This window comes from Bailinhaonella thermotolerans (genome assembly GCF_003594875.1).
Lineage (GTDB): Bacteria > Actinomycetota > Actinomycetes > Streptosporangiales > Streptosporangiaceae > Bailinhaonella > Bailinhaonella thermotolerans.
Genome location: NZ_QZEY01000018.1, coordinates 161,237 through 181,508, shown reverse-complemented (window position 1 = coordinate 181,508; position 20,272 = coordinate 161,237). Strand labels below are relative to the sequence as shown.

The following is a 20,272-nucleotide window of genomic DNA, read 5'->3' as shown; positions in this document are numbered from 1 at the left end:
TCAGCCGCGCGGCCCGGCCTCCTCGCGGCGCCCCGCCGCGCGCCAGCCTCGCAGCCCGACGACGCCCAGGGCCAGCGCGACCAGCAGGTTCACCCCGATCAGGATGCCGTGGACCACGTAGAAGGAGCGCTTGTGGCCGGGGGCCAGGTTGAACCCGAGGTTGATCCACTCGAAAATCATGAAAGCGGCCACAACAAGGAGAAAGGCCGCGATGCCACGTGTCATTCTCACGTGGACAGTATCCCGGCCGGCCCCGGATGGGCGGCCCGCCGGGCGCGGCCGGGGACCTGACGGGGCCCGGCGGCGGCCGGTGGAGACGGACAGGGACAGGGCAGGGACCGACACGGACGCCGCGCGGGCGGCGGGCGGCAAGGGGGCGCGAGATGGCCTGGGTGCGACGGTTGAGGGGTTTTCCGGCGGAGCCACACCGAACAGGTGGCCTGATGCTCGCTGTCTGTGATGCGACAGTTACTCTTTGATGTCATGGGGAGTGAAGCTCGCCCCGTGATCCGGGGCACCGCGGCCGCCTGCGCCTTCGTCCTGCTCACGGCGCCACACGCCACCGCGGACGCCGTACGGCTGACGCCGTCCGACACCGACGCCGCGCGGCTGTCGCCCGCCGGGGCGGACACCGCGCGCCTCGCCCCGGCGGACGCCGGGACCGCCCGGGTGACGCACCAGGGCTGGGGCGCCGTGCGCGTGTCCACGGCGCCGGCCGAGCCGGTGGGCGGCCCGCTGCTCGCGGGCAGGGGGCTGATCGTCCAGCCCGGGCCGGGGGCGCCGAAGCTGGGCAAGTTCAAGGCCTCGGGCTGGGTGATCGCCGACGCGACCAGCGGCGAGGTGCTCGCGGCCAAGAACCCGCACGGGCACTTCATGCCGGCCAGCACGATCAAGACGCTGACCGCGCTCACCCTCGTCAGCCGGCTCGACCCGAAGAAGAAGATCAAGCCCAGCCAGCACGCCTGCAACACCGAGGGCAGCGCCGTGGGTCTCACGCCCAAGGTCACCTACACGGTGGACGACCTGCTCAAGGGCCTGATGATGTCCTCGGGCAACGACGCGGCGATGGCGCTGGCCGAGGCGTACGGCGGGATGAAGCCGACGCTCGACGCGATGAACGCCGAGGCGCGGCGCATCCAGGCCAACGACACGGTGGCGCGGACGCCGCACGGGCTGGACGCCAAGGGGCAGCGCACCTCCCCCTACGACCTGGCGCTGATGGCCAGGGAGGGGCTGAAGAACCCGCGCTTCCGGACGTACGTCGGGACGAAGGTGACGAAGTTCCCGGCGCCCAAGGGCAAGAGCTACCAGATCCAGAACCACAACAAGCTGCTCTGGCAGTACAAGGGCGGCATCGGGGTCAAGAACGGCTGGACGAACAAGGCGCGGGCGAGCTTCGTCGGCGCGGCCACGCGGAACGGCCGCACGGTGATCGCGGCGCTCATGCACTCCGAACCACCGTTCTGGGACGACGTGAAGGCCATGCTGACCTGGGGCTTCGAGGCCAAGGGCAAGGTGACGCCGATCGGCCGCCTGGTCGATCCGATCCCGCCCAGGAACGAGGCGGCCGAGCAGGCCCCGCCCGCGTCCCCGGCCGCCGCCGCCCAGCCCGGCCCCAAGCCGCCGGGCGGCCCGTCCCCGGCGCTGCTCGCGGCGGGCGGCGCGGGCGCGATCGGCCTGTCGGCCGCGGCGGTCTACCTCGTGCGGCGGCGCCGGCGCGCCGACGACACCGTCATCTGACCGGCCACGCGCGAGCCGTACGCGGAAGGGCCCTCTCCCGGCCGGGGAGAGGGCCCTTCCGCGTGCCGGGTCAGCGGGAGCGGGCGAACTCCCAGGCGTCGGCGACGATCTCCTTGAGGGACGGCTTGGCCGGGCTCCAGCCCAGCTCCCGCTGGATCTTCTCACTGGAGGCGACCAGCACGGCCGGGTCGCCGGCGCGGCGCGGGGCGACCACGGCGGGGATCTCGTGCCCGGTGACCGCGCGGCAGACCTCGATCACCTCGCGGACCGAGAAGCCGGCGCCGTTGCCGAGGTTGTAGATCGTGTGCGAGCCGGGGGCGCACGCGTCCAGCGCGAGCAGGTGCGCCCGGGCCAGGTCGGCGACGTGGATGTAGTCGCGGACGCATGTGCCGTCGGGGGTGGGGTAATCCGTCCCGAACACGTTGACGGATTCGCGCCGGCCCAGCGCGACCGCGAGCACATTGGGGATCAGGTGGGTTTCGACCGTGTGGCGCTCCCCGAGGCCCTCGTAGGCCCCGGCGACGTTGAAGTAGCGCAGGCTCACCGCGCCCAGGCCGTGCAGGTCGGCGTACGCCGCCAGGGTGGTGTCCACGGCGAGCTTGGAGGCGCCGTAGGGGTTGGTCGGCCGGGTGGGGTCGGTCTCCAGGATCGGGGAGCGCTCGGGCTCGCCGTACGTGGCGGCGGTCGAGGAGAAGACGAGGCGGCGGACGCCCGTCTGGCGCATGGCCTCCAGCAGGGCGAGGGTGCCGCCGAGGTTGTTCTCCCAGTACTCGGCGGGCTTCTCGACCGACTCGCCGACGAGCGACCGGGCCGCGAAGTGCAGCACGCCGTCGTACCCGCCGCCCCGGAGCACCCGCAGGGCGTCCTCGCGCAGCGTCCCGCGGATGAACCGGGCCCCCTGGGGCACCGCGTCCTCGTGGCCCGTGGACAGGTCGTCGAGGACGTCCACGTCGTGGCCCCCCTCCACGAGCTGCGCCGCCACGACGCTGCCGATGTATCCCGCGCCGCCGGTGACGAGCAACTTCACGGCCCCGGACTCCTTTCGTTCGGTTTCCCTACCGGTACGCTGGCAGATCCGGCGACGGCTTGTCGAACCGGCCGCGTCGCCCGCGCCCGCTGACCTAAGGAAGCGTCGGTGAACAGCGTCGCAGGCAATATCGCGCTGGTCCTGCTCTTCGTGCTGATCGGCGGCTTCTTCGCCGCCGCCGAGATCGCGCTCGTCTCGCTGCGCGAGGGGCAGGTGCGCCGCCTCGCCGAGCGGGGACGGCGCGGCGCCCGCGTGGCCAAGCTGGCCCGCGATCCCAACCGGTTCCTGTCCGCCGTGCAGATCGGCGTCACGCTCGCCGGGTTCTTCTCCGCGGCGTACGGCGGCGCCGAGCTCTCCGGGGAGCTCGCGCCGGTGCTGGAGGGCTGGGGGCTGCCCCACGCCATCGCCGGGACGGTCGCGCTGGTGGCGATCACGCTGGTGATCTCGTACTTCTCGCTCGTGCTCGGGGAGCTGGCGCCCAAGCGGCTGGCGCTCCAGCGGGCCGAGGGGCTGTCGCTGCTGGTCGCGCCGCTGCTGGACCGGCTGGCGATGCTGTCGCGGCCGGTGATCTGGCTGCTGTCCAAGTCCACCGACGGCGTGGTGCGGCTGCTGGGCGGCGACCCGTCGGCGGGGCGGGAGACCATGACCACCGAGGAGCTGCGCGACCTGGTCGCGGGCCACCACGACCTCACGGCGGACGAGCGCGCGCTGATCGGCGAGGTGTTCACGGCCGGGAAGCGCCAGCTCCGGGAGGTGCTGGTGCCGCGCACCGAGGTGGAGTTCATGGCCGCCGACACGCCCCTGTCGGAGGCGGCGGTGCACGCGGCGGCCTCGCCGTACTCCCGCTTCCCGGTCTATCGCGGCTCGTACGACGACGTGATCGGCTTCGTCCACGTCCGGGACCTGCTGGACCCGGCGTCGGCGGGGCGGGCGGCTCCGGTGGGGTCGATCGTGCGGCCGGTGAAGCTGCTGCCCGCGTCCAAGCGGGTGCTGGCCACGCTCTCGGAGATGCGGCAGGAGAACCACCACGTGGCGATCGTGGTGGACGAGTACGGCGGCACCGCGGGCATCGTGACGCTGGAGGACCTGGTCGAGGAGCTGGTCGGCGACATCCGCGACGAGTACGACGTGGAGGAGGACGCCGCCGTGCGCCTGCGCGGCGGCGACATCGAGGTCGAGGGCCTGCTGAACCTGGACGCGTTCGCGACCGAGACCGGGGTGCGGCTGCCGGAGGGGCCGTACGAGACGCTGGGCGGCTATCTCATGTCCGTCCTGGGGCATCTCCCGGCCGCGGGCGAGGTGGTCGCGGTCGGGCCGTACCGCCTGGAGATCACCGAGATGGACGGGCGCCGCGTCGCCCGCGTCCGCGTCAGCCGCCCCGCGGCCCCCGCCCTCCCGCCCTCCCCCGCCGACCGGCCCCCCGGCTCGCCGGAACCGGACGCCCAGGACGCGGGCGTCCCCGACGCCGGGGCCCGGGAACGCGGCGGCCCGGAATCCGGCGGCCCGGAATCCCACGTCCCGGAATCCGGCGGCCCGGAATCCCACGTCCCGGAATCCCACGTCCCGGAATCCGGCGGCCCGGAGCCGCGCGGATCCGAATCCGGGGCCGCGGAACCCGGGGCCGCGGAACCCGGTGACCGCGGGACTCCCCGCGACTCCGGCCGCGCCTGACCCCTCGCGGTGATCGCGCGGTCGCGCGCCCGGGGTGCTTGAGACCGCGTGATCACCGCGTGGGAGGGACGGGCGGGAGGACGGGACCGGCGCGGGGTGGGAGGGGGGAGGTGCCGAGTGCTGACATAATCGGGGGCTATGGCTCGCGCTCGCGTCTTGTCCGGCATTCAGCCGACCGCCGGTTCCTTCCACCTGGGCAACTACCTCGGCGCGGTGCGCCAGTGGGTCTCGATGCAGGACGATCACGACGCGTTCTACATGGTCGTGGACCTGCACGCGATCACCGTCGAATACGAGCCCGCGCAGCTCCGGGAGCGCACGCGGCTGGCCGCCGCGCAGCTCTTCGCCTGCGGTCTCGACCCGGACCGGGCGACGGTCTTCGTGCAGAGCCAGGTGCCCGAGCACACCGAGCTGCAGTGGGTGATGGCCTGCCTGACCGGGTTCGGCGAGGCCTCGCGCATGACCCAGTTCAAGGACAAGGCCGCCAAGCAGGCCGTCGCGTCCGTGGGCCTGTTCACCTACCCGATCCTCCAGGCCGCCGACATCCTGCTCTACCAGGCCGACCAGGTCCCGGTCGGAGCCGACCAGCGGCAGCACCTGGAGCTCACGCGCGACCTCGCGCAGCGGTTCAACCACCGCTTCGGCGAGACGTTCACGCTGCCCTCGGCGTACATCCTCAAGGCCGTCGAGAAGATCACGGACCTGCAGGACCCGACGGCCAAGATGTCCAAGTCGTCCTCCTCGCCGCAGGGCATCCTGGACGTGCTGGAGGAGCCGTCCGCGCTGCGCAAGAAGATCATGCGCGCGGTCACCGACACCGGCTCGGACGTGATCGCCGACGAGGAGAACAAGCCGGGCGTCACCAACCTCATGCGCATCCACTCGGCGCTGTCGGGCCTCTCCCTGCCGGAGATCGAGGCGCGCTACGCCGGGCAGGGCTACGGCACGTTCAAGAAGGACGTCGCCGAGCTGGTCACCGACGCGTTCGCGCCGATCCGCGAGCGCACCCAGAAGCTCCTCGCCAACGAGGCCGAGCTGGACCGGATGCTGGCGGTGGGCTCGTCCCGCGCCGGCAAGGTCGCCCGCGAGACGATGGACCTGGTCCGCGACCGCGCCGGGTTCCTCCGCCCCGCCTCCTGACCCTCGCCTCCTGAGCCTCGCCTCCTGAACCTCGCCGCCCGACCGGGCCGCGGCACCACCTCCCGACCCGCTTCCGGACGCCGTACGCCGCCGGGGACCACCCCGCCGCCGTACGGCGTTCCGCGTTCTCCGCCGCCCCGCCGTACGGCGTCCGCGGCCACCGGCGCGGACGCAGGACGGGAGGCCGTCAGGCGGTGACCGGGGCCAGGAGCTTGCCGAGGGTGAGGTCGCCGACGTACTCCCCGCCGATCAGGAGCTCGGCGGGATGGCGGCCCTCGACCGTGTAACCGTGGCGTTCGTACAGGCGCTGGGCGGCGGTGTTGGTGGACAGGACCTTCAGGCTGAGCTTCACGGCGCCGGCCTCGGCGGCCTTCCGCTCCGCCGCGGAGAGCAGCGCCGACGCGACGCCGAGACGGCGGGCGGATACGGCCACGACCAGCCCGGCGATGTCGAAGACGTGCGCGGTCTCGGGGAACCAGGACCGGGCGCGCACGCTCACGACGCCGACGATCTCTCCGTCCATCTCGGCGACCAGGTGGGTGCCGGGGTCCTTCTGGCCGGTGAAGAAGGCCGTCCGCTCCTCGGTCTGGACCGAGGGGAAGCCCGAGCCCGGCGTCCACGCGGTGGTGTCCAGGGCCAGCAGCGCGGCGTCGTCCGCGGCCGTGGCCGGGCGGATCAGGAAGGGGGGATCGTCAGTCATCCGAGCAATGTTTGAGATCTCTCGCCCGCTTGTCAATCCGCGCGGGACGGCCCGGCGCGGGCGCCGCCGTACCCGGATTTTCGATCTTGGCACTTGGTGATCAGTGGGATGAGCTGCCCGGACGCAAGATCGACGGGACGAGCGGCGCGGATCGGGTACGTCGCAGAGGTGGCGAACCCCGTCGAGTGGATCAGCGGCCTGCTGCGGGCCGGGAAGGAACGCGGCGGGGCCGTGGTGGGCGGGGTGCGGCAGCGCCGGCCCTGGGTGGACCACGCGATCCGGACCTGGCAGCGGTACCAGGAGTGCCGGGCGGACCAGCTCGCCGGCGCGGTCACCTACTTCGCCTTCCTGTCGTTCTTCCCGCTGATCGCGCTGGCGTTCGCGATCGTCGGGTACGCCGTGACGGTCAGCCCGCACGCCGGCGACCTCGTGCGGCAGGCGCTGAACGAGTACGTGCCGGGGCTGGCCACCCGGCTGCCGATCGACCAGATCGCCGCGGCCAAGAAGGGGGCGGGGATCATCGGCCTGCTCGGCCTGCTGTACGCCGGGCTGGGCTGGATCGACGCGCTCCGGGACGCGCTGCGGCAGGTCTGGCTGCACGGCTCGCCGCGGCCCAACTTCCTGCTGGCCAAGGCGTCCGACCTGCTCACCCTGGTCCTGCTGGGCGGGGCGCTGATCATGTCCACGCTGCTGAACGGCACGGCGGCGGCGGCGACCCACCTCGTGCTGGACTGGCTGAACCTGCAGGACTCCGCCGTCGCGGAGTTCGTGCTGCGGATGACGGCGCTGGGGGTCAGCGTCTCCGCCGACATGATCGTCTTCCTGGTGCTGTTCGGGCGCATCTCGGGGGCGCGCGAGCCGATCACCGTACTGCTGCGGGGCGCGGTGTTCGGCGCCGTCGGGCTGGCCCTGCTCAAGCTGCTCGGGACGTTCCTGCTCGGCCACACCACCGGGAACCCGATCTACGGCACGTTCGCGGTCATGGTCGGGCTGCTCGTGTGGATCGACATCACCGTGCGGTTCATCCTGCTGGCGGCGGCGTGGACGGCCACGAGCACCAAGGGCCCGGCGCCCGAGCCCACGCCGGTTCCGATGGCCGACGAGGTCACCCCCGAGCCCGAGGAGGCCGGGGGCCGATAACCCTATTTCGGGCATACCGGTACTCTCCCCCCATGTCCCGAACACGGTCCGCCCTGCGCTCGCTGCTGCCCGACCCCGGCCCCACGCGGGCCCTGACGTTGAGCACGCTGGTGCGCACGACCGGGCGCGGCCTGTTCTTCACCGGGAGCGCGCTGTACTTCACCAGCCCGTCCGTCGGGCTGTCGGGGCCGCAGGTGGGGCTCGGGCTGACGATCGCGGCGCTCGTCGGGCTGTTCGCGGGGGTGCCCTCGGGGCGGCTGGCCGACGTGATCGGGCCGCGCGGGGTGACCATCGTGTTCCTGCTGGTGGACGCGGTGGCGTTGTGCGGGTACACCCTCGTGCGCGACTTCACGGTGTTCGTCCTGGTCGCGTGCGCCTACTCGTTCTTCGAGTCGGGCTCCAACGCCTCCAACCAGGCGCTGATCGCCGGGAGCGTCGAGCCGGAGCGGCGGGTCCGCACCCGCGCCTACCTGCGGTCGGTCACGAACCTGGGCTGGTCGCTCGGGGCGGTCCTGTGCGGCGTCGCCCTGGCGTACGGCACGCGGGAGGCGTACCTCGCGCTGATCTTCGGGGCCGCCGCCTGTTACGCCGTGGGCGCGCTGCTGAACCTGCGGGTCCCGTCCGTGCCGCCCGCGCCCAAGGTGTCCTCGGGGCCGGTGTGGATCGTGCTGCGCGACCGGCCGTACATCGTGCTGACGCTGCTGAACGCGGTCCTGTGCATGTGCTACACGCTGCTCACGCTGGCGCTGCCGATCTGGATCAGGGACCAGACCTCCGCGCCCCCCGCCGTCTACGCGATCCTCACGCTGATCAACACGGTGGCCGTGCTGCTGTTCCAGGTCGTGGCCAGCCGCGGGTCGGCGACGGTCGCGGGGGCCGCGCGGGCCCAGCGGAACTCCGGCGTGCTGCTGCTGGCCTGCTGCGTGCTGTTCGCGTTCTCCGCGGGTCAGGGGCTCACGCCGTGGATCGCGATCGCCTTCCTGGTCGCGGGCACGATGGTCCACGTCGGCGGGGAGCTCCTCCAGGCCGCCGGGTCGTGGGGGCTGTCGTTCGAGCTGGCGCCGCAGCACGCCCAGGGCCAGTACCAGGGCATGTACGGCACCGGGTACCAGCTCGCCCAGGTCGTCACCCCGGTCATGTCCACGCTGCTGCTGAGCGGCTGGGGGTGGCCGGGCTGGATCGTGTTCGGCGCCGCGTTCCTGCTGGCCGGGCTCGCGGTCCCGGTCGCGGCGCGCTGGGCGGAGCGGACCCGTCCCGCCGAGCCGGTCCCGGCCGCCGCCTGAGCCCTCGCGGGCCTGGCCACCCGCAGCCGCATCACCGAGGTGTTGTTGGCCGGGTGGGCGTCGCCGAGGCGCACCGAGAAGACGATCGCGTCGCCGATCACCGTGACGGCCTTCCTGGGCAGCGCGGGCACCCGGAAGCCGAGGCGGATCGCCCGGCGCGCCCCGCTGTCCAGCCGCCCGACGCGGCACAGCACCGTGCGCCCCTGCTCGCGGCAGCGCGCTCCCCTGGCGTACCGGAACGCGAGCCGCGTCGGCTGGAGCACCACGGTCGCGTCGCGCACCCGCTGCGGCCCCCGGTTGACCACGGTCGCCACGGCCCCGAACCGCTGTCCCGGGCGCACCCGCCGCACGCCCGCCGCCGCCATGCGCACCCCCAGGTCCGCGCCCGGGCCGAGCGGGGTGTCCACCACCGCGCGCGTGTCCCCCGGCGCGGGGTCGGGGTTGCGCGCGGTGATCGTGGCCTCGGCGCGCAGCCGCCCGCGGGCCCCCTCGCGCGGCACCGTCGTCACGGTCACCTGCCCGGTCCCGCCGGGCTTGACGTCGTACGGCGACGCGCACACGACCTCGACGCGGCCCCTGGCCCGGCACTCGGCGACGTCCACCGCGACGATGTCGGCGGTCTCCGACACCCGCACCCGCACGGTCGGCCGCACGGCGGGGCCGGGGCCCCGGTTGCGCACGCGCACCACGTAGGACACGGGCCGGCCCGGCTGCGCCACCGCCGGGCTGCCCGTCATGCTCACGCTCACGTCCGCGGCCGGCGGCGGCGCGGGCTTCGGCCGGGGGGAGGTGTACGGCGTCGCGCCGGCCCCGGGCGAGGGCGTCGCCGCGATCCCGGCCGGCAGCCCCGCGGACGGCTCGGACGGCGCGGGAGAGCGGGACGAATCGCTCCCGGCGCTCCCGGTTTCCGGGGACCCGGCGGGGACCGGCCCCTCGCGGGGTGAGACCCGGGTCGCCGCCGAAAGCGCACTCGGCGCGGGAGACCGCGTGAGCGCCTGCCGGGCCGGGCCGGCGATGGGGGCCGAGGGGAGGCGGGCGTTCCACAGGAGGGCGCCCGTCCGCCGGGCGGGCGGCGGCTCCAGGGGGGTGCCGTGGGCGGCTCCGGACGTCACGTCCGGCGACAGGGCGGCGATCAGGCCGCTGACGGTGGCGACGGCGCGCACCGCGAAACTACGCATTGAACACCCACTCGCGGCCCCTCGGCCGCCCCAGACTCCCCGACCCCCGAGAGGCCCCTGCCCTTCACGTATTAAACGCGCAGGTCAAACCCCGACCCAGCCGACACGCCGCCCCTCCCCCAGCCGCGCCGATCACGCGCTCGCGATCCCCCGCGCCCGGGAGAGCGTGGGCGAGGGAAACGGGCGAGGGAAACGGGCGAGGGAAACGGGCGAGGGAAACGGGCGAGGGAAACGGGCGAGGGGCCCGGCGCCTGGCGGCGCGGGCCCCTCGGGTGGTGCGGACGTGCTCGGAGTGCTCAGAGGTTGTCGACGTCGGCCTGCTTGGAGCGGACGGCCTCGGCGGCCTCCTTGAGGGCGGCCAGCTCGGGGTCGGTCAGCTCGCGCTCGACGACCTTCTTGACGCCGCCGGCGCCCAGCTCGGCCTCGACGCCGAGGTAGACGCCGCTGATGCCGTACTCACCGTCGACCCAGGCGCAGACCGGCATGACCGCGCCGGAGTCCTCGCGGACCGCCTTGGCCATGCGGGCCGCGGCGGCGGAGGGGGCGTAGTAGGCCGAGCCGGTCTTGAGCAGGGCCACGACCTCGGCGCCGCCGTTGCGGGTGCGGGTCACGAGCTCCTCGATCTCGTCGGCCGGGAGCAGCTCGGACAGCGGCTTGCCGTCCACCTTGCACGCCGAGGGGACCGGGACCATGGTGTCGCCGTGCGAACCGAGCGTCAGCGTGGTCACGCGGCCGACCTCGACGCCGAGCTTCTCGGCGACGAAGTTGGTGAAGCGGGCGGTGTCGAGCATGCCCGCCTGGCCCATGACGCGGCCGGACGGGAAGCCGGAGACCTTGGCGGCCAGCGCGGTCATCTCGTCGAGCGGGTTGGAGACCACGATGATCACCGCGTTCGGCGAGTGCTTCGCGACGTTCTCCGTGACGTTCCGGACGATCTTCGCGTTGGTCTCGATGAGGTCCATCCGGCTCATGCCCGGCTTACGCGGCAGACCCGCCGTGATCACCACGATGTCGGAGCCCGCCGTGGCCTCGTAGCCCTCGCCGTTCGGGCCGGTCGTCTGGCCGGTGACCTTCGTCTCGAAGCCCTCGATGGGCCGCGACTGGTTCATGTCGAGCGCGAGGCCCTCAGGCTTGCCCTCGACGATGTCGGTGAGCACGACCTCCTCGAAGATGTCGTACTCCGCGAGCCGCTGCGCCGTGGTCGAGCCGTAGAACCCGGCTCCGACGACCGTTACCTTGCCCTTGCGAGCCATCTCGGCTGGTCTCCCATGTTTCTCGTTGTCAAGACACTTCAGGCTATCGCGCCTTGGCCTTGATCGACTTCCGGGATCCGAATCCGTCCCCCGGGCAGCAGGACGATCGCCGCCAGGGCGACCAGCCCGCCCGCCACGCCCAGCCAGGGGATCACCGTCGCCGCCGCCTCCGCGTGGGCGGCGGGCAACCCGTGCGCCGGTGCGTGGCCCGCCACGGTCGTGCTGTACGCCGTGCCGGCCACCGCGAGCGCCACCGAGCCGCCGACCTGCCGGAAGAACGTGAGGTTGGCGCTGGCCGTGCCGATGTATCGCGGCGGGACGGCGGTCTGCACCGCCACGGTGAGCCCGGACATGGTCGGCCCGATGCCGAGGCCGATGAGCGCCATCCAGGCGATCATCGCCGCGTCGCCGGTGTCCAGGGCCAGCCCGGCGCAGAGCACGGTCCCGGCGATCAGCAGCAGGGGCGCGGCCACGAGCGCGGGCTTGTACCGCCCGGTCCGGCTCATCAGGACGCCGGTGACCGCGCTCCCGGCCAGCATCGCGAGCATCAGCGGGTAGATCCGCAGGCCCGACTCCGACGCGGTGAGCCCGCGCGCCTCCTGGAAGTACCTCGGCAGGAACACCACCCCGGCGTACATCCCGAAGGCCATGAAGAACGAGACGACGTTGACGACCGTGTACGTCCGGTTCCGAAACAGGTGCAGCGGCACGATCGGCTCGGCGGCCCGCCGCTCGACGAGCACGAAGAGCGCGAGCAGCGCGGCGGCCCCCGCGATCGGCCCGGCCACCGGCAGGCTGGTCCAGGCGTGCGGCCGCCCGTCCTCGGCGGCCAGGCCCTTCTCGGTGAGCCCGAGGAGCAGGGCGGTGACGGCGGCCGAGAAGATCGCGATGCCGAGATAGTCGGGGCGCCCGCGGCGGGCCGCGACGGCCGTCCTGGGCAGGGTGAAGACCATGATCGGCACGAGCACGAGGCCGATCGGCAGGTTCACGTAGAACACCCAGCGCCAGTCCGCGTGGTCGGTGAGGACGCCGCCGAGGTACGGCCCGGCGAGGTAGCTCAGGCCCATCACACCGCCGACCGCGCCCTGGACCTTCGCGCCGGCCTTGCCGGTGAACGTGTCCATCATCAGGGCCAGCGACAGCGGCAGCAGCGCGCCCGCCCCGAGGCCCTGGAGCCCCCGGAACAGGATGAGCTGGACCATGTCCTGCGCGAGCCCGCACAGCGCCGACCCGAGCAGGAAGATCGCGATGCCGGTCAGCAGCAGCGGCTTGCGGCCGTAGGTGTCGGACAGCCTGCCGTACAGCGGCACGGTCACGGTGGACGTGAGCAGGTACGCGGTGACGACCCAGGTGTAGAGGCCGCCCCCGCCGAGTTCCGCGGTGATGCGGGGCAGCGCGGTGCCGACGATCGTCTGGTCGAGCATCGCCAGGAACATGCCGCCGAGCACCGCGATGATCAGCAGCCAGTTCGTCGAGGACTTCTCGGGGGTGACGGGGGGAGCCGTCGTATCGGTAACCACATGTGGAGATTGATATGTCGTCCTCGATATGTCAAGTCGGATATGTAGACTGGGAGTCATGTCCCTGCGAATGGCGCTCCTCGGCCTCCTGAAGGCCACCGGCCCGGCCAGCGGCTATGACCTGGCCAAGCTCTTCGACAGCTCGATCAACAACGCCTGGAAGGCGGGGCACAGCCAGATCTATCCGGAGCTGGCGAGGATGACCGAGGACGGGCTCGTCACGGTCGAGGCCGACGGCCCGCGCGGCCGCAAGACCTACACCCTCACCGACGCGGGCTGGGAGGCGCTGCGCCACTGGCTCGTCGGGCGCGAGCCGGAGCGGCACTGGCGCAGCGAGGCCGCGCTGCGGGCGTTCCTGCTGCCGCTCCTGGACGCCCGCGAGGCCGCCGCGTGGCTGCGCCGGGAGGCGGAGTACTACGCCGAGCGGCTGCGCTCGCTGGAGGAGCTGCGCCACGCCGACGGCGAGGAGTACCCGATGAAGCGGGCCGGGTTCGGCAGGTACGCCCTGGAACTGGGCATCAGCCAGAACCGCCTGCTGCGCGACTGGGCCCTGGACAGCGCCGCCGACCTGGAGCGCCGTGCCGCCGAGGAGGAGAACGAGACGGCGACGGGAGAGGACGCGGCGGAGCGCCGCGCCGGGGACTGACCGCTCAGCCGCAGGACTCGGGCTTGGGCAGGCCCAGGCCGGGAGTGAAGCCCATCCCGCCGAGGTGGCGCTTGAAGAGCACGCGCATCGTGCCCTCGCGGTAGATGCCCTGCACGGCCTTGTTCACGAGGAGGCAGGAGCGCTTGTCGCCGAGGCGCAGGCCGACGCCGTACCGCTCGTCGCTGAGGCGCTCGCCCAGGATCCGGAATCCGCCGCCCGCCTGGACGCCGAACCCGGCCAGGATCATGTCGTCGTTGACGATGGCGTCCACCCGGCCGTCCCGGAGCATGCGGGTGCAGTCGGACAGGTTCGCCGCGTCCACCGGCACCAGCTTCGGGGACCTCTGCCGGGCGCGGGCCACGCCCAGCGACCCGGCCGGCGCGCACAGCCGCTTGCCGTTCAGGTCGGCCAGCCGCTTGACCCGGTCGTCGGCGCGCACCATGACGTCCTGGTGGGCGACGAGGTACGGCCCGGCGAAGGTGACCTTGTTCCGGCGCGCCTGGTTGATCGAGTAGGTGGCCAGGACCAGGTCCACCGCACCGCTCTCCAGCGCGCTCTCCCGCGCGATGCCGACGCTCTCGAACCGCACCCTGTCCGCGGGCACGCCCATCCGCTTGAGGAGTTCGAGGGCGACGTCCACCTCCAGGCCGGCGTACCCCATGGGCCCGCCGCCGAGCAGGGACAGGCCCGGCAGGTCCTCCCGCACGCCGACCGTGATCGTGTCCCCGCCCGCGATCTTCTCCGCCAGCGTCTCCGCGCGCGGGGGCTGGGGCTTGGCCGTGGGACCGGAGGTGGCGGGCGGGCCGCCGCCGATGTTCTGGCTCGCCCACAGGCCGCCGCCGCCCGCGAGCACGAGCGCCGCGGCGGCCGCGGCGTACCACCGGGCCCGGGAGCGCCGCCGCCGTCCGTCCGGCGGGGTCTTCGCGGGGGCCGGGGTCGCAGGAACCGGGGCGGCCGGGGCCGGGGGCTCGCCGGAGGGCCGGGTGGCCGCGGGAACGGGCTTCATCAGCGTGGGCGTGGCCGCCTCGGCGCCCTCGCTCAGCACCTCCTCGGACACGGCGGGGGCGGGGGGCCGGTGCAGGAGGCGCAGCAGGATCTCGTCGGTCTTGGGGCGGTCCTCCGGCCGCTTGCTCAGGCAGTCGGCGATGACCTCGCGCAGCGGCCCGGACAGCGCGCCCAGGTCGGGCTCCAGGTTGAGGATCCCGTTGAGCACGGCCGCGATCGAGTTCGCCCCGAACGGCGGCGCCCCGGTGGCGGCGAAGACGATCGTGGACGCCCAGGCGAACACGTCGGTGGCGGTGCTGACCGGGAGGTTGGAGATCTGCTCGGGGGCCATGTACGCGGGGGTGCCGATGGCCTGGCTGGTCAGCGTGCCCGTGCCGTCGAGCATGCGGGCGATGCCGAAGTCCACGACCCGGGGCCCGTCGGGGGCGAGCAGCACGTTGTCGGGCTTGAAGTCGCGGTGGACGATGCCGGCGTGGTGGATCGCGGTGAGCGCGGTGGCCGTGCCGATCGCGAGGCGGTCCAGCGGGGTCCCGCTCAGCGGGCCGCTCGTCTCGACGACCTCGCGCAGGGAACTGGCGTCGATGTATTCGCTGGCGATGTACGGCGCGTCGCCCTCGATGTCGAAGTCGAGCACGCGGGCGGTGCAGAACGGCGCGACGCGCTTGGCGGCGGCGAGTTCCCGGCGGAACCGGGCGCGCGACGCCTCGTCACCGGCCAGCCGCACGTGCATCAGCTTCACGGCCGCCAGCTCACCGGTGTCGCTCTTGCCGAGGTAGACGATTCCCTGACCGCCCTGGCCAAGCCGCCCCGCCAGCTCGTAGTCACCGAGCCTGCTCGGATCCCCCGGGTGAAGCGGCACGATGTCCGGCATCACGCCCCCTGTGGAAGTACATCCCCGGCCAAAGGGTACTTGAGCGGGCAGGCCGCCGATCCCCGCGCCGCCCCATCGTTCAGCGTCCGTTACCCACGCGAGACCCCGGAGCCCCTTACCGGTGCGGCTCCCGCCCGCCGTACGGCGTGAGCCCCGCGAGGGGCGCGGACGGGTCCCGGGCGACGCGGCGGGGGCGCCCCGGCCGCGCGGGCCGGGCCCCGCCTCACAGGTCGGGGTCGGTGAGCTTGGCGACCAGGTCGTCGATGCGGACGGTGTTGGCGGCCACGGCGGCGTACATCTGGTCGGACTCCAGGAAGCCGAGGTGGCGGGCCACGAGACGGGAGGCGCCGCTGGCCTCCAGGTCGAGCAGCTCCAGGCCGCGGGCCTCGATGGCCTTGGCGAGCATGCGGCGGCCCACGGTGGAGACGTCGTCGGCGCGCTGCTCGGTGAGGGCGCGGTGGATGAGGAGGCGGGCCGCGGGGGTCTTGACGTCGCGCAGCCACTCGGGCGAGGGGTTGGCGTCGGGGGCGGTGAGGATCTCGACGACCGCGCCGTTGTAGAGGCGGGAGTTGAGGGCGGCCAGCCGGCCGTTGACCAGGACGCCGATGGCGTGGTTGCCGATCTCGGGGTCGAGGGCGTAGGCGAAGTCGATCGGGGTGGCGTGGGCCGGCAGCGGGATCACGTGCCCGCGCGGGGTGAAGGTCGCGATGGAGCCGGGGCGCAGGTCGCCGCGCAGGCTCTCCAGGAAGTCGGCGGAGGTGGCGTCGTTCTGCCAGGCCAGCAGGCGGCGCAGCCATTCGAGGTCGATGCGGCCGGTGACGGTCTCGGCGGCGCTCGCCGAGGCGGCGTCGGCGATCGAGGCGGCGATGCCGTACTCGGCCATCCGGTGCATCCGGGTGCTGCGGATCATCACGTCGAGGACGCTGCCGCCCTGGTCGATCACCCGGGTGTGCAGCGAGCGGTACATGTTGAAGCGCGGCAGGGCGATGAAGTCCTTGAGGTGGCCCGGGATCGGGTGCAGCGCCGCGTGGACCGCGCCCAGGGCCACGTAACACTCCTGGTCCAGGCCGTCCACCAGGACCAGGATGCGGAACATCTCGGCGGGCAGGAGGCCGTCGAGGTTGCCCTTGGTGTCGGTGTGGATGGCGTACAGGTGGCGGCGGTGCAGGACGACCTGGCCGCTGACGTTGCTGTCGGCCAGGGCCTCGCGGAAGCGCTGGAGGGCGGGTTCGAGCTGGCGGCGGGCCTCCTCCTCGCCGGCGGCCACGGCGGCGGCGCAGGCGGCGTGCTCCTCGGGGAAGAGCGAGGCGAAGCACAGGTCGTCCATCTCGCGTTTGAGGGAGTACATCCCCAGGCGCTCGGCGAACGGCACGAGGAGTTCGAGGCTGGCGCGGGCGATGCGCTCCTGCTTGTGGCGGGGCTGGAAGCCCAGGGTGCGCAGGTTGTGCAGCCGGTCGGCGAGCTTGATGACCAGGACCCGCAGGTCGGCGGCCGAGGTGAGGATCATCTTGCGGAACGTCTCGGCCTCGGCCGTGACCCCCCATTTGGAGCCGTCGAGCTTGGTCACGCCGTCCACGAGGACCGCGACCTCCTCGCCGAACTCGGCCCGCAGCTCCGCGATGGTGTAGTCGGTGTCCTCGACCGTGTCGTGGAGCAGGGCGGCGGCGATGGTCGGGGTGTCCATGCCCAGGTCGGCCAGGATCTCGGCGACCGCGAGCGGGTGGGTGACGTACGGCTCGCCGGACTTGCGGAGCTGGCCGTCGTGCAGGCGCTCGGCGACGAGGTAGGCCCGGCGCACCACGCTCAGGTCGGCCTTGGGGTGCTGGAGGCGGTGGTTGCGCAGCAGGCCCTCGGCGGGGCGCAGCTTGTCGGCGTCCGGCCTGGGCCGCGCCAGCCTGCCCGCCGCCGCCCGGAAGCGGCGCGTGGCGCCGCCTTGGCCGCCTCCTGGGCCGCCCCCTGCACTCGCCATGTATTTCCTCCGACACGCCACCGGTTACCGCTGATGATAGGCGGTTCCGTAGAGATGCCACCCGGCGGACGGGATCCCCGTCTCCGGATGGATGCGAGCTCGATTTCCAGTCGCAACAGAATCAAGGAAAAGGGCCACCCGGATACCGGGTGGCCCTCATCTCAACGTCCTCAGGCGGACATCTTCTTCCGCAGGTTCTCGTCCAGGGCGGCGAGGAAGTCCTGGGTGGTGAGGTACGGCGTGTCGCCGCCGACCAGGAGCGCGAGGTCCTTGGTCATCTGACCGGCCTCGACGGTCTCGACGCAGACCTGCTCCAGCTTCTCGGCGAACTCGGTGACCTCGGGGGTGCCGTCGAGCTTGCCGCGGTGGGCCAGGCCGCGCGTCCAGGCGAAGATGGACGCGATGGGGTTGGTGGAGGTGGGCTTGCCCTGCTGGTGCTGGCGGTAGTGGCGGGTGACCGTGCCGTGGGCGGCCTCCGCCTCGACCGTGCGGCCGTCGGGACTCATGAGCACCGAGGTCATCAGGCCCAGCGAGCCGAAGCCCTGCGCCACCACGTCGGACTGCACGTCGCCGTCGTAGTTCTTGCAGGCCCAGACGAAGCCGCCGTCCCACTTGAGCGCCGCGGCGACCATGTCGTCGATGAGGCGGTGCTCGTAGGTGATGCCGGCGGACTCGAACTCGGCCTTGAACTCGGTCTCGTAGGTCTCGGCGAAGATGTCCTTGAAGCGCCCGTCGTACGCCTTGAGGATCGTGTTCTTCGTGGACATGTACAGCGGGTACTTGCGGTCGAGCGCGTAGCGCATGGTGGCGCGCGCGAAGTCGCGGATCGACTCGTCGAAGTTGTACATGCCCATGGCGACGCCGCCGCCGGGGAAGTTCGCGACCTCGAACTCCATGGGCTCGGAGCCGTCCTCCGGCTTGTACGTGATCGTCACGGTGCCGGGGCCGGGGACCACGAAGTCGGTGGCGCGGTACTGGTCGCCGTGGGCGTGACGGCCGATGATGATCGGCTTGGTCCAGCCGGGCACGAGCCGCGGGATGTTGGACACGACGATCGGCTCGCGGAAGACCACGCCGCCGAGGATGTTGCGGATGGTGCCGTTGGGCGACCGCCACATCTTCTTGAGACCGAACTCCTCGACGCGGGCCTCGTCCGGGGTGATGGTGGCGCACTTCACGCCGACGCCGTACTGCTTGATCGCGTTGGCCGCGTCGATCGTGACCTGGTCGTCGGTCGCGTCGCGGTGCTCGATCCCGAGGTCGTAGTACTTGAGGTCGACGTCCAGGTAGGGCAGGATCAGCTGGTCCTTGATGAACTTCCAGATGATCCGCGTCATCTCGTCGCCGTCGAGTTCGACGACGGGATTGACTACCTTGATCTTGGACATGTGTTGTGGTTCTCCTTCTGCGAAACCGGCCAGCTTGTTCTTTTTGGGAGGCTCACTGGCCGTGAGGTTATCGGACGGCCGGACACGCTCCGGATGGTGGGCGTGCCGCCGTCACGGTGGACGTCTCCCCCCGGCGCTTCCCCCGGTCCGCCCCGTGCGGGCTTCCCGGGGACGAGGCTCAGGCCGTACCGAGTCGGCGCTTGTGCGAGTCAGTCCGATATGAGCGACATCAAATAGGGCGCCCCGAGGATGAGGGCGGCCAGCCCGGTGAGGGTCAGCACGTCGAGCACCCGGCCGCGGACCGCCAGCAGCCCGGCGCGCGCCCCGGGCAGCACGGCCCGGAGCACCGCCCCGGCCAGCAGCGAGCCCGCGATCACCGGCAGGCCCCGCTGGTGGCCGTACAGCGCGACGACCCCGAGGCCGGCCAGCACCCCGAGGAACACCAGTGTGTACGGCACGGCGGCGAACCTCGGCGGGCGCTCAGCGCGTGAACTCATGTATCTGCCTACCCCCGCTCGGCAATCGGCACCCACTTCTGGTCGCGTTCGCCGATGTACTCGCTGTCGGGGCGGATCAACCGGTTGTCGGCGTGCTGCTCGATCACGTGCGCCGTCCAGCCCGCCATGCGGCTCACCGAGAACACCGGCGTGAACAGGTCAGTCGGGATGCCCAGGTAGTGGTACACGGTCGCGGCGTAGAAGTCGACGTTCGGCCGCAGCCCCTTCTCCGCCAGCACGACCTCCTCCATCTCGTGCGACATCCGGTAGTAGCGGTCGTCGCCCGAGGCCTCGGCCAGCTCCCTCGACATCCGCCGCAGGTGCGTCGCCCGGGGGTCCTCGGTCTTGTAGACGCGGTGCCCGAAGCCCATGATCTTCTCGCCGCGCGCGAGCCTGTCGCGCGTGGACTGCGCCACGTGCGCCGGGTCCAGCCCCTCCAGGGTACGCATGACCTGCTCGTTCGCGCCGCCGTGCAGCGGGCCCTTGAGGGTGCCGATCGCGGCGACCACGGCCGAGTGCATGTCGGACAGCGTCGCGGCGCAGACCCGCGCCGCGAACGTCGAGGCGTTCATGGTGTGGTCGGCGTGCAGGACGAGGCAGGTGTCGAAGATCTCCACCTCGCGCGGGGACGGCTGCCTGCCGGTGATCTGGAGCAGCAGGTTGGCGGCGGTGCCCTGGGCCGGGTCGGGGGTGGGGGCCTCGGCGCCGGTGCGCGCGGCGTGGTAGCGGCCGACGAGGACGGCCTGCTGGGCGGTCAGCCGGGCGGCCTTGCGCAGGTTGGCGTCGGGCTCGTTGGAGTTCTTGTCCGGGTCGTCGGCGCTGCCGAGCGAGATGAGCGTGCGCAGCGCCTCCATCGGGGACTGGCTCGCGGCCACCTCGTCGATGTTGGCCTCGGCCAGCGCGCCCAGCTCGCGGCCCGCGACCAGCTCCGCGGAGTAGGCCTCCAGCTCGGCCCGCGTGGGCGGCGCGCCCCGCTGCAGGAGGTGGGCCACCTCCTCGAACGTCGCGTTCCCGGCGAGTTCGTGGATGTCGTAGCCGCGGTAGAACAGACGACCGGCGCGGCCGTCGATGTCGCTCAGCGCGGTCGACGCGGCGACGACATCGGCGAGGCCTTTGGTGGGCTTCTCCGCCATAGGTGAATCCTCCTGAGGAAATCGGACGAAGTCTACCCGCGAGATACACCAGCCGACCGCTTTGGTCCAGACCACTGGATGGGCTCGATTCTCCTTACGTACAAGGCGATT

Annotated in this window: 16 protein-coding genes and 1 pseudogene; 6 read left to right on the top strand and 11 right to left on the bottom strand. The window is 72.6% G+C overall.

Annotated elements, in window-relative coordinates; all coding sequences use genetic code 11:
- The gene (locus D5H75_RS32750) at positions 1–225 is read right to left on the bottom strand and encodes an SCO4848 family membrane protein (RefSeq protein ID WP_422674069.1); all 225 of its coding nucleotides are present in this window, start codon (positions 223–225) and stop codon (positions 1–3) included.
- Between the two features lie 258 nt (positions 226–483).
- Here D5H75_RS32750 and D5H75_RS32745 point away from each other — a divergent pair, with 258 nt between their 5' ends.
- Positions 484–1,740: a D-alanyl-D-alanine carboxypeptidase family protein gene (locus D5H75_RS32745; protein WP_119930454.1), complete on the top strand. Its 1,257-nt coding sequence runs from the start codon at positions 484–486 to the stop codon at positions 1,738–1,740.
- A gap of 70 nt (positions 1,741–1,810) precedes the next feature.
- Here the strand turns inward: D5H75_RS32745 and galE are convergent, their stop codons facing one another.
- Entirely contained in the window at positions 1,811–2,767 is a 957-nt protein-coding gene (gene galE, locus D5H75_RS32740) for a UDP-glucose 4-epimerase GalE (RefSeq protein ID WP_119930453.1), read from the bottom strand.
- A gap of 108 nt (positions 2,768–2,875) precedes the next feature.
- Here galE and D5H75_RS32735 point away from each other — a divergent pair, with 108 nt between their 5' ends.
- On the top strand, positions 2,876–4,438 hold the full coding sequence (locus tag D5H75_RS32735; RefSeq protein WP_119930452.1) for a hemolysin family protein: 1,563 nt from the start codon (positions 2,876–2,878) through the stop codon (positions 4,436–4,438).
- A gap of 138 nt (positions 4,439–4,576) precedes the next feature.
- On the top strand, positions 4,577–5,578 hold the full coding sequence (gene trpS / locus D5H75_RS32730; protein ID WP_119930451.1) for a tryptophan--tRNA ligase: 1,002 nt from the start codon (positions 4,577–4,579) through the stop codon (positions 5,576–5,578).
- Positions 5,579–5,765: 187 nt separating this feature from the next.
- Here the strand turns inward: trpS and D5H75_RS32725 are convergent, their stop codons facing one another.
- A complete protein-coding gene (locus D5H75_RS32725) occupies positions 5,766–6,278 on the bottom strand; it encodes a GNAT family N-acetyltransferase (RefSeq protein ID WP_119930450.1) in 513 nt (170 codons plus the stop codon).
- A gap of 168 nt (positions 6,279–6,446) precedes the next feature.
- Here D5H75_RS32725 and D5H75_RS32720 point away from each other — a divergent pair, with 168 nt between their 5' ends.
- Together D5H75_RS32720 and D5H75_RS32715 are read left to right on the top strand one after the other, a co-directional pair.
- The gene (locus D5H75_RS32720) at positions 6,447–7,418 is read left to right on the top strand and encodes a YihY/virulence factor BrkB family protein (RefSeq protein ID WP_242454650.1); all 972 of its coding nucleotides are present in this window, start codon (positions 6,447–6,449) and stop codon (positions 7,416–7,418) included.
- Between the two features lie 32 nt (positions 7,419–7,450).
- Positions 7,451–8,353 (top strand): annotated as a pseudogene (locus D5H75_RS32715) (MFS transporter); the annotation flags it as partial.
- 11 nt (positions 8,354–8,364) lie between these two features.
- On the opposite strand, the gene D5H75_RS43675 reads toward D5H75_RS32715, so the two are convergent.
- The 3 genes from D5H75_RS43675 to D5H75_RS32705 form a co-directional block, all read right to left on the bottom strand.
- Positions 8,365–9,879 (bottom strand): hypothetical protein, encoded by a 1,515-nt coding sequence (locus tag D5H75_RS43675; protein WP_242454649.1) that lies wholly within the window; start codon positions 9,877–9,879, stop codon positions 8,365–8,367.
- Between the two features lie 296 nt (positions 9,880–10,175).
- On the bottom strand, positions 10,176–11,132 hold the full coding sequence (mdh, locus tag D5H75_RS32710) for a malate dehydrogenase (protein ID WP_119930447.1): 957 nt from the start codon (positions 11,130–11,132) through the stop codon (positions 10,176–10,178).
- 38 nt (positions 11,133–11,170) lie between these two features.
- On the bottom strand, positions 11,171–12,652 hold the full coding sequence (locus tag D5H75_RS32705; protein ID WP_242454648.1) for an MDR family MFS transporter: 1,482 nt from the start codon (positions 12,650–12,652) through the stop codon (positions 11,171–11,173).
- A 58-nt stretch (positions 12,653–12,710) separates the two neighbouring features.
- Here D5H75_RS32705 and D5H75_RS32700 point away from each other — a divergent pair, with 58 nt between their 5' ends.
- Positions 12,711–13,298 (top strand): PadR family transcriptional regulator, encoded by a 588-nt coding sequence (locus D5H75_RS32700; protein ID WP_119930445.1) that lies wholly within the window; start codon positions 12,711–12,713, stop codon positions 13,296–13,298.
- A gap of 4 nt (positions 13,299–13,302) precedes the next feature.
- Here D5H75_RS32700 and D5H75_RS32695 read toward each other — a convergent pair whose 3' ends face one another.
- The 5 genes from D5H75_RS32695 to D5H75_RS32675 all read right to left on the bottom strand — a co-directional run bounded on the left by D5H75_RS32695 (position 13,303) and on the right by D5H75_RS32675 (position 20,161).
- Positions 13,303–15,174: a serine/threonine-protein kinase gene (locus tag D5H75_RS32695; RefSeq protein ID WP_119930444.1), complete on the bottom strand. Its 1,872-nt coding sequence runs from the start codon at positions 15,172–15,174 to the stop codon at positions 13,303–13,305.
- A 223-nt stretch (positions 15,175–15,397) separates the two neighbouring features.
- Positions 15,398–17,143, bottom strand: a complete 1,746-nt coding sequence (locus tag D5H75_RS32690; protein WP_119930443.1) for a RelA/SpoT family protein — start codon at positions 17,141–17,143, stop codon at positions 15,398–15,400.
- Between the two features lie 170 nt (positions 17,144–17,313).
- Positions 17,314–18,531, bottom strand: coding sequence for an NADP-dependent isocitrate dehydrogenase (locus D5H75_RS32685; RefSeq protein WP_119930442.1), 1,218 nt, complete (start codon positions 18,529–18,531; stop codon positions 17,314–17,316).
- 209 nt (positions 18,532–18,740) lie between these two features.
- Positions 18,741–19,028, bottom strand: a complete 288-nt coding sequence (locus tag D5H75_RS32680) for a DUF3017 domain-containing protein (RefSeq protein WP_119930441.1) — start codon at positions 19,026–19,028, stop codon at positions 18,741–18,743.
- 8 nt (positions 19,029–19,036) lie between these two features.
- Entirely contained in the window at positions 19,037–20,161 is a 1,125-nt protein-coding gene (locus D5H75_RS32675; RefSeq protein WP_119930440.1) for a citrate/2-methylcitrate synthase, read from the bottom strand.
- Positions 20,162–20,272 lie beyond the last annotated feature (111 nt).

Bases quoted from the DNA above. Each gene is read 5' to 3' on its own strand.
- D5H75_RS32750 (WP_422674069.1), bottom strand. From the start codon at position 225: ATGACACGTGGCATCGCGGCCTTTCTCCTTGTTGTGGCCGCTTTCATG.
- D5H75_RS32745 (WP_119930454.1), top strand. From the start codon at position 484: ATGGGGAGTGAAGCTCGCCCCGTGATCCGGGGCACCGCGGCCGCCTGC.
- trpS (WP_119930451.1), top strand. From the start codon at position 4,577: ATGGCTCGCGCTCGCGTCTTGTCCGGCATTCAGCCGACCGCCGGTTCC.
- D5H75_RS32725 (WP_119930450.1), bottom strand. From the start codon at position 6,278: ATGACTGACGATCCCCCCTTCCTGATCCGCCCGGCCACGGCCGCGGAC.
- D5H75_RS43675 (WP_242454649.1), bottom strand. From the start codon at position 9,879: ATGCGTAGTTTCGCGGTGCGCGCCGTCGCCACCGTCAGCGGCCTGATC.
- mdh (WP_119930447.1), bottom strand. From the start codon at position 11,132: ATGGCTCGCAAGGGCAAGGTAACGGTCGTCGGAGCCGGGTTCTACGGC.
- D5H75_RS32700 (WP_119930445.1), top strand. From the start codon at position 12,711: ATGTCCCTGCGAATGGCGCTCCTCGGCCTCCTGAAGGCCACCGGCCCG.
- D5H75_RS32695 (WP_119930444.1), bottom strand. From the start codon at position 15,174: ATGCCGGACATCGTGCCGCTTCACCCGGGGGATCCGAGCAGGCTCGGT.
- D5H75_RS32690 (WP_119930443.1), bottom strand. From the start codon at position 17,143: ATGGCGAGTGCAGGGGGCGGCCCAGGAGGCGGCCAAGGCGGCGCCACG.
- D5H75_RS32685 (WP_119930442.1), bottom strand. From the start codon at position 18,531: ATGTCCAAGATCAAGGTAGTCAATCCCGTCGTCGAACTCGACGGCGAC.
- D5H75_RS32680 (WP_119930441.1), bottom strand. From the start codon at position 19,028: ATGAGTTCACGCGCTGAGCGCCCGCCGAGGTTCGCCGCCGTGCCGTAC.
- D5H75_RS32675 (WP_119930440.1), bottom strand. From the start codon at position 20,161: ATGGCGGAGAAGCCCACCAAAGGCCTCGCCGATGTCGTCGCCGCGTCG.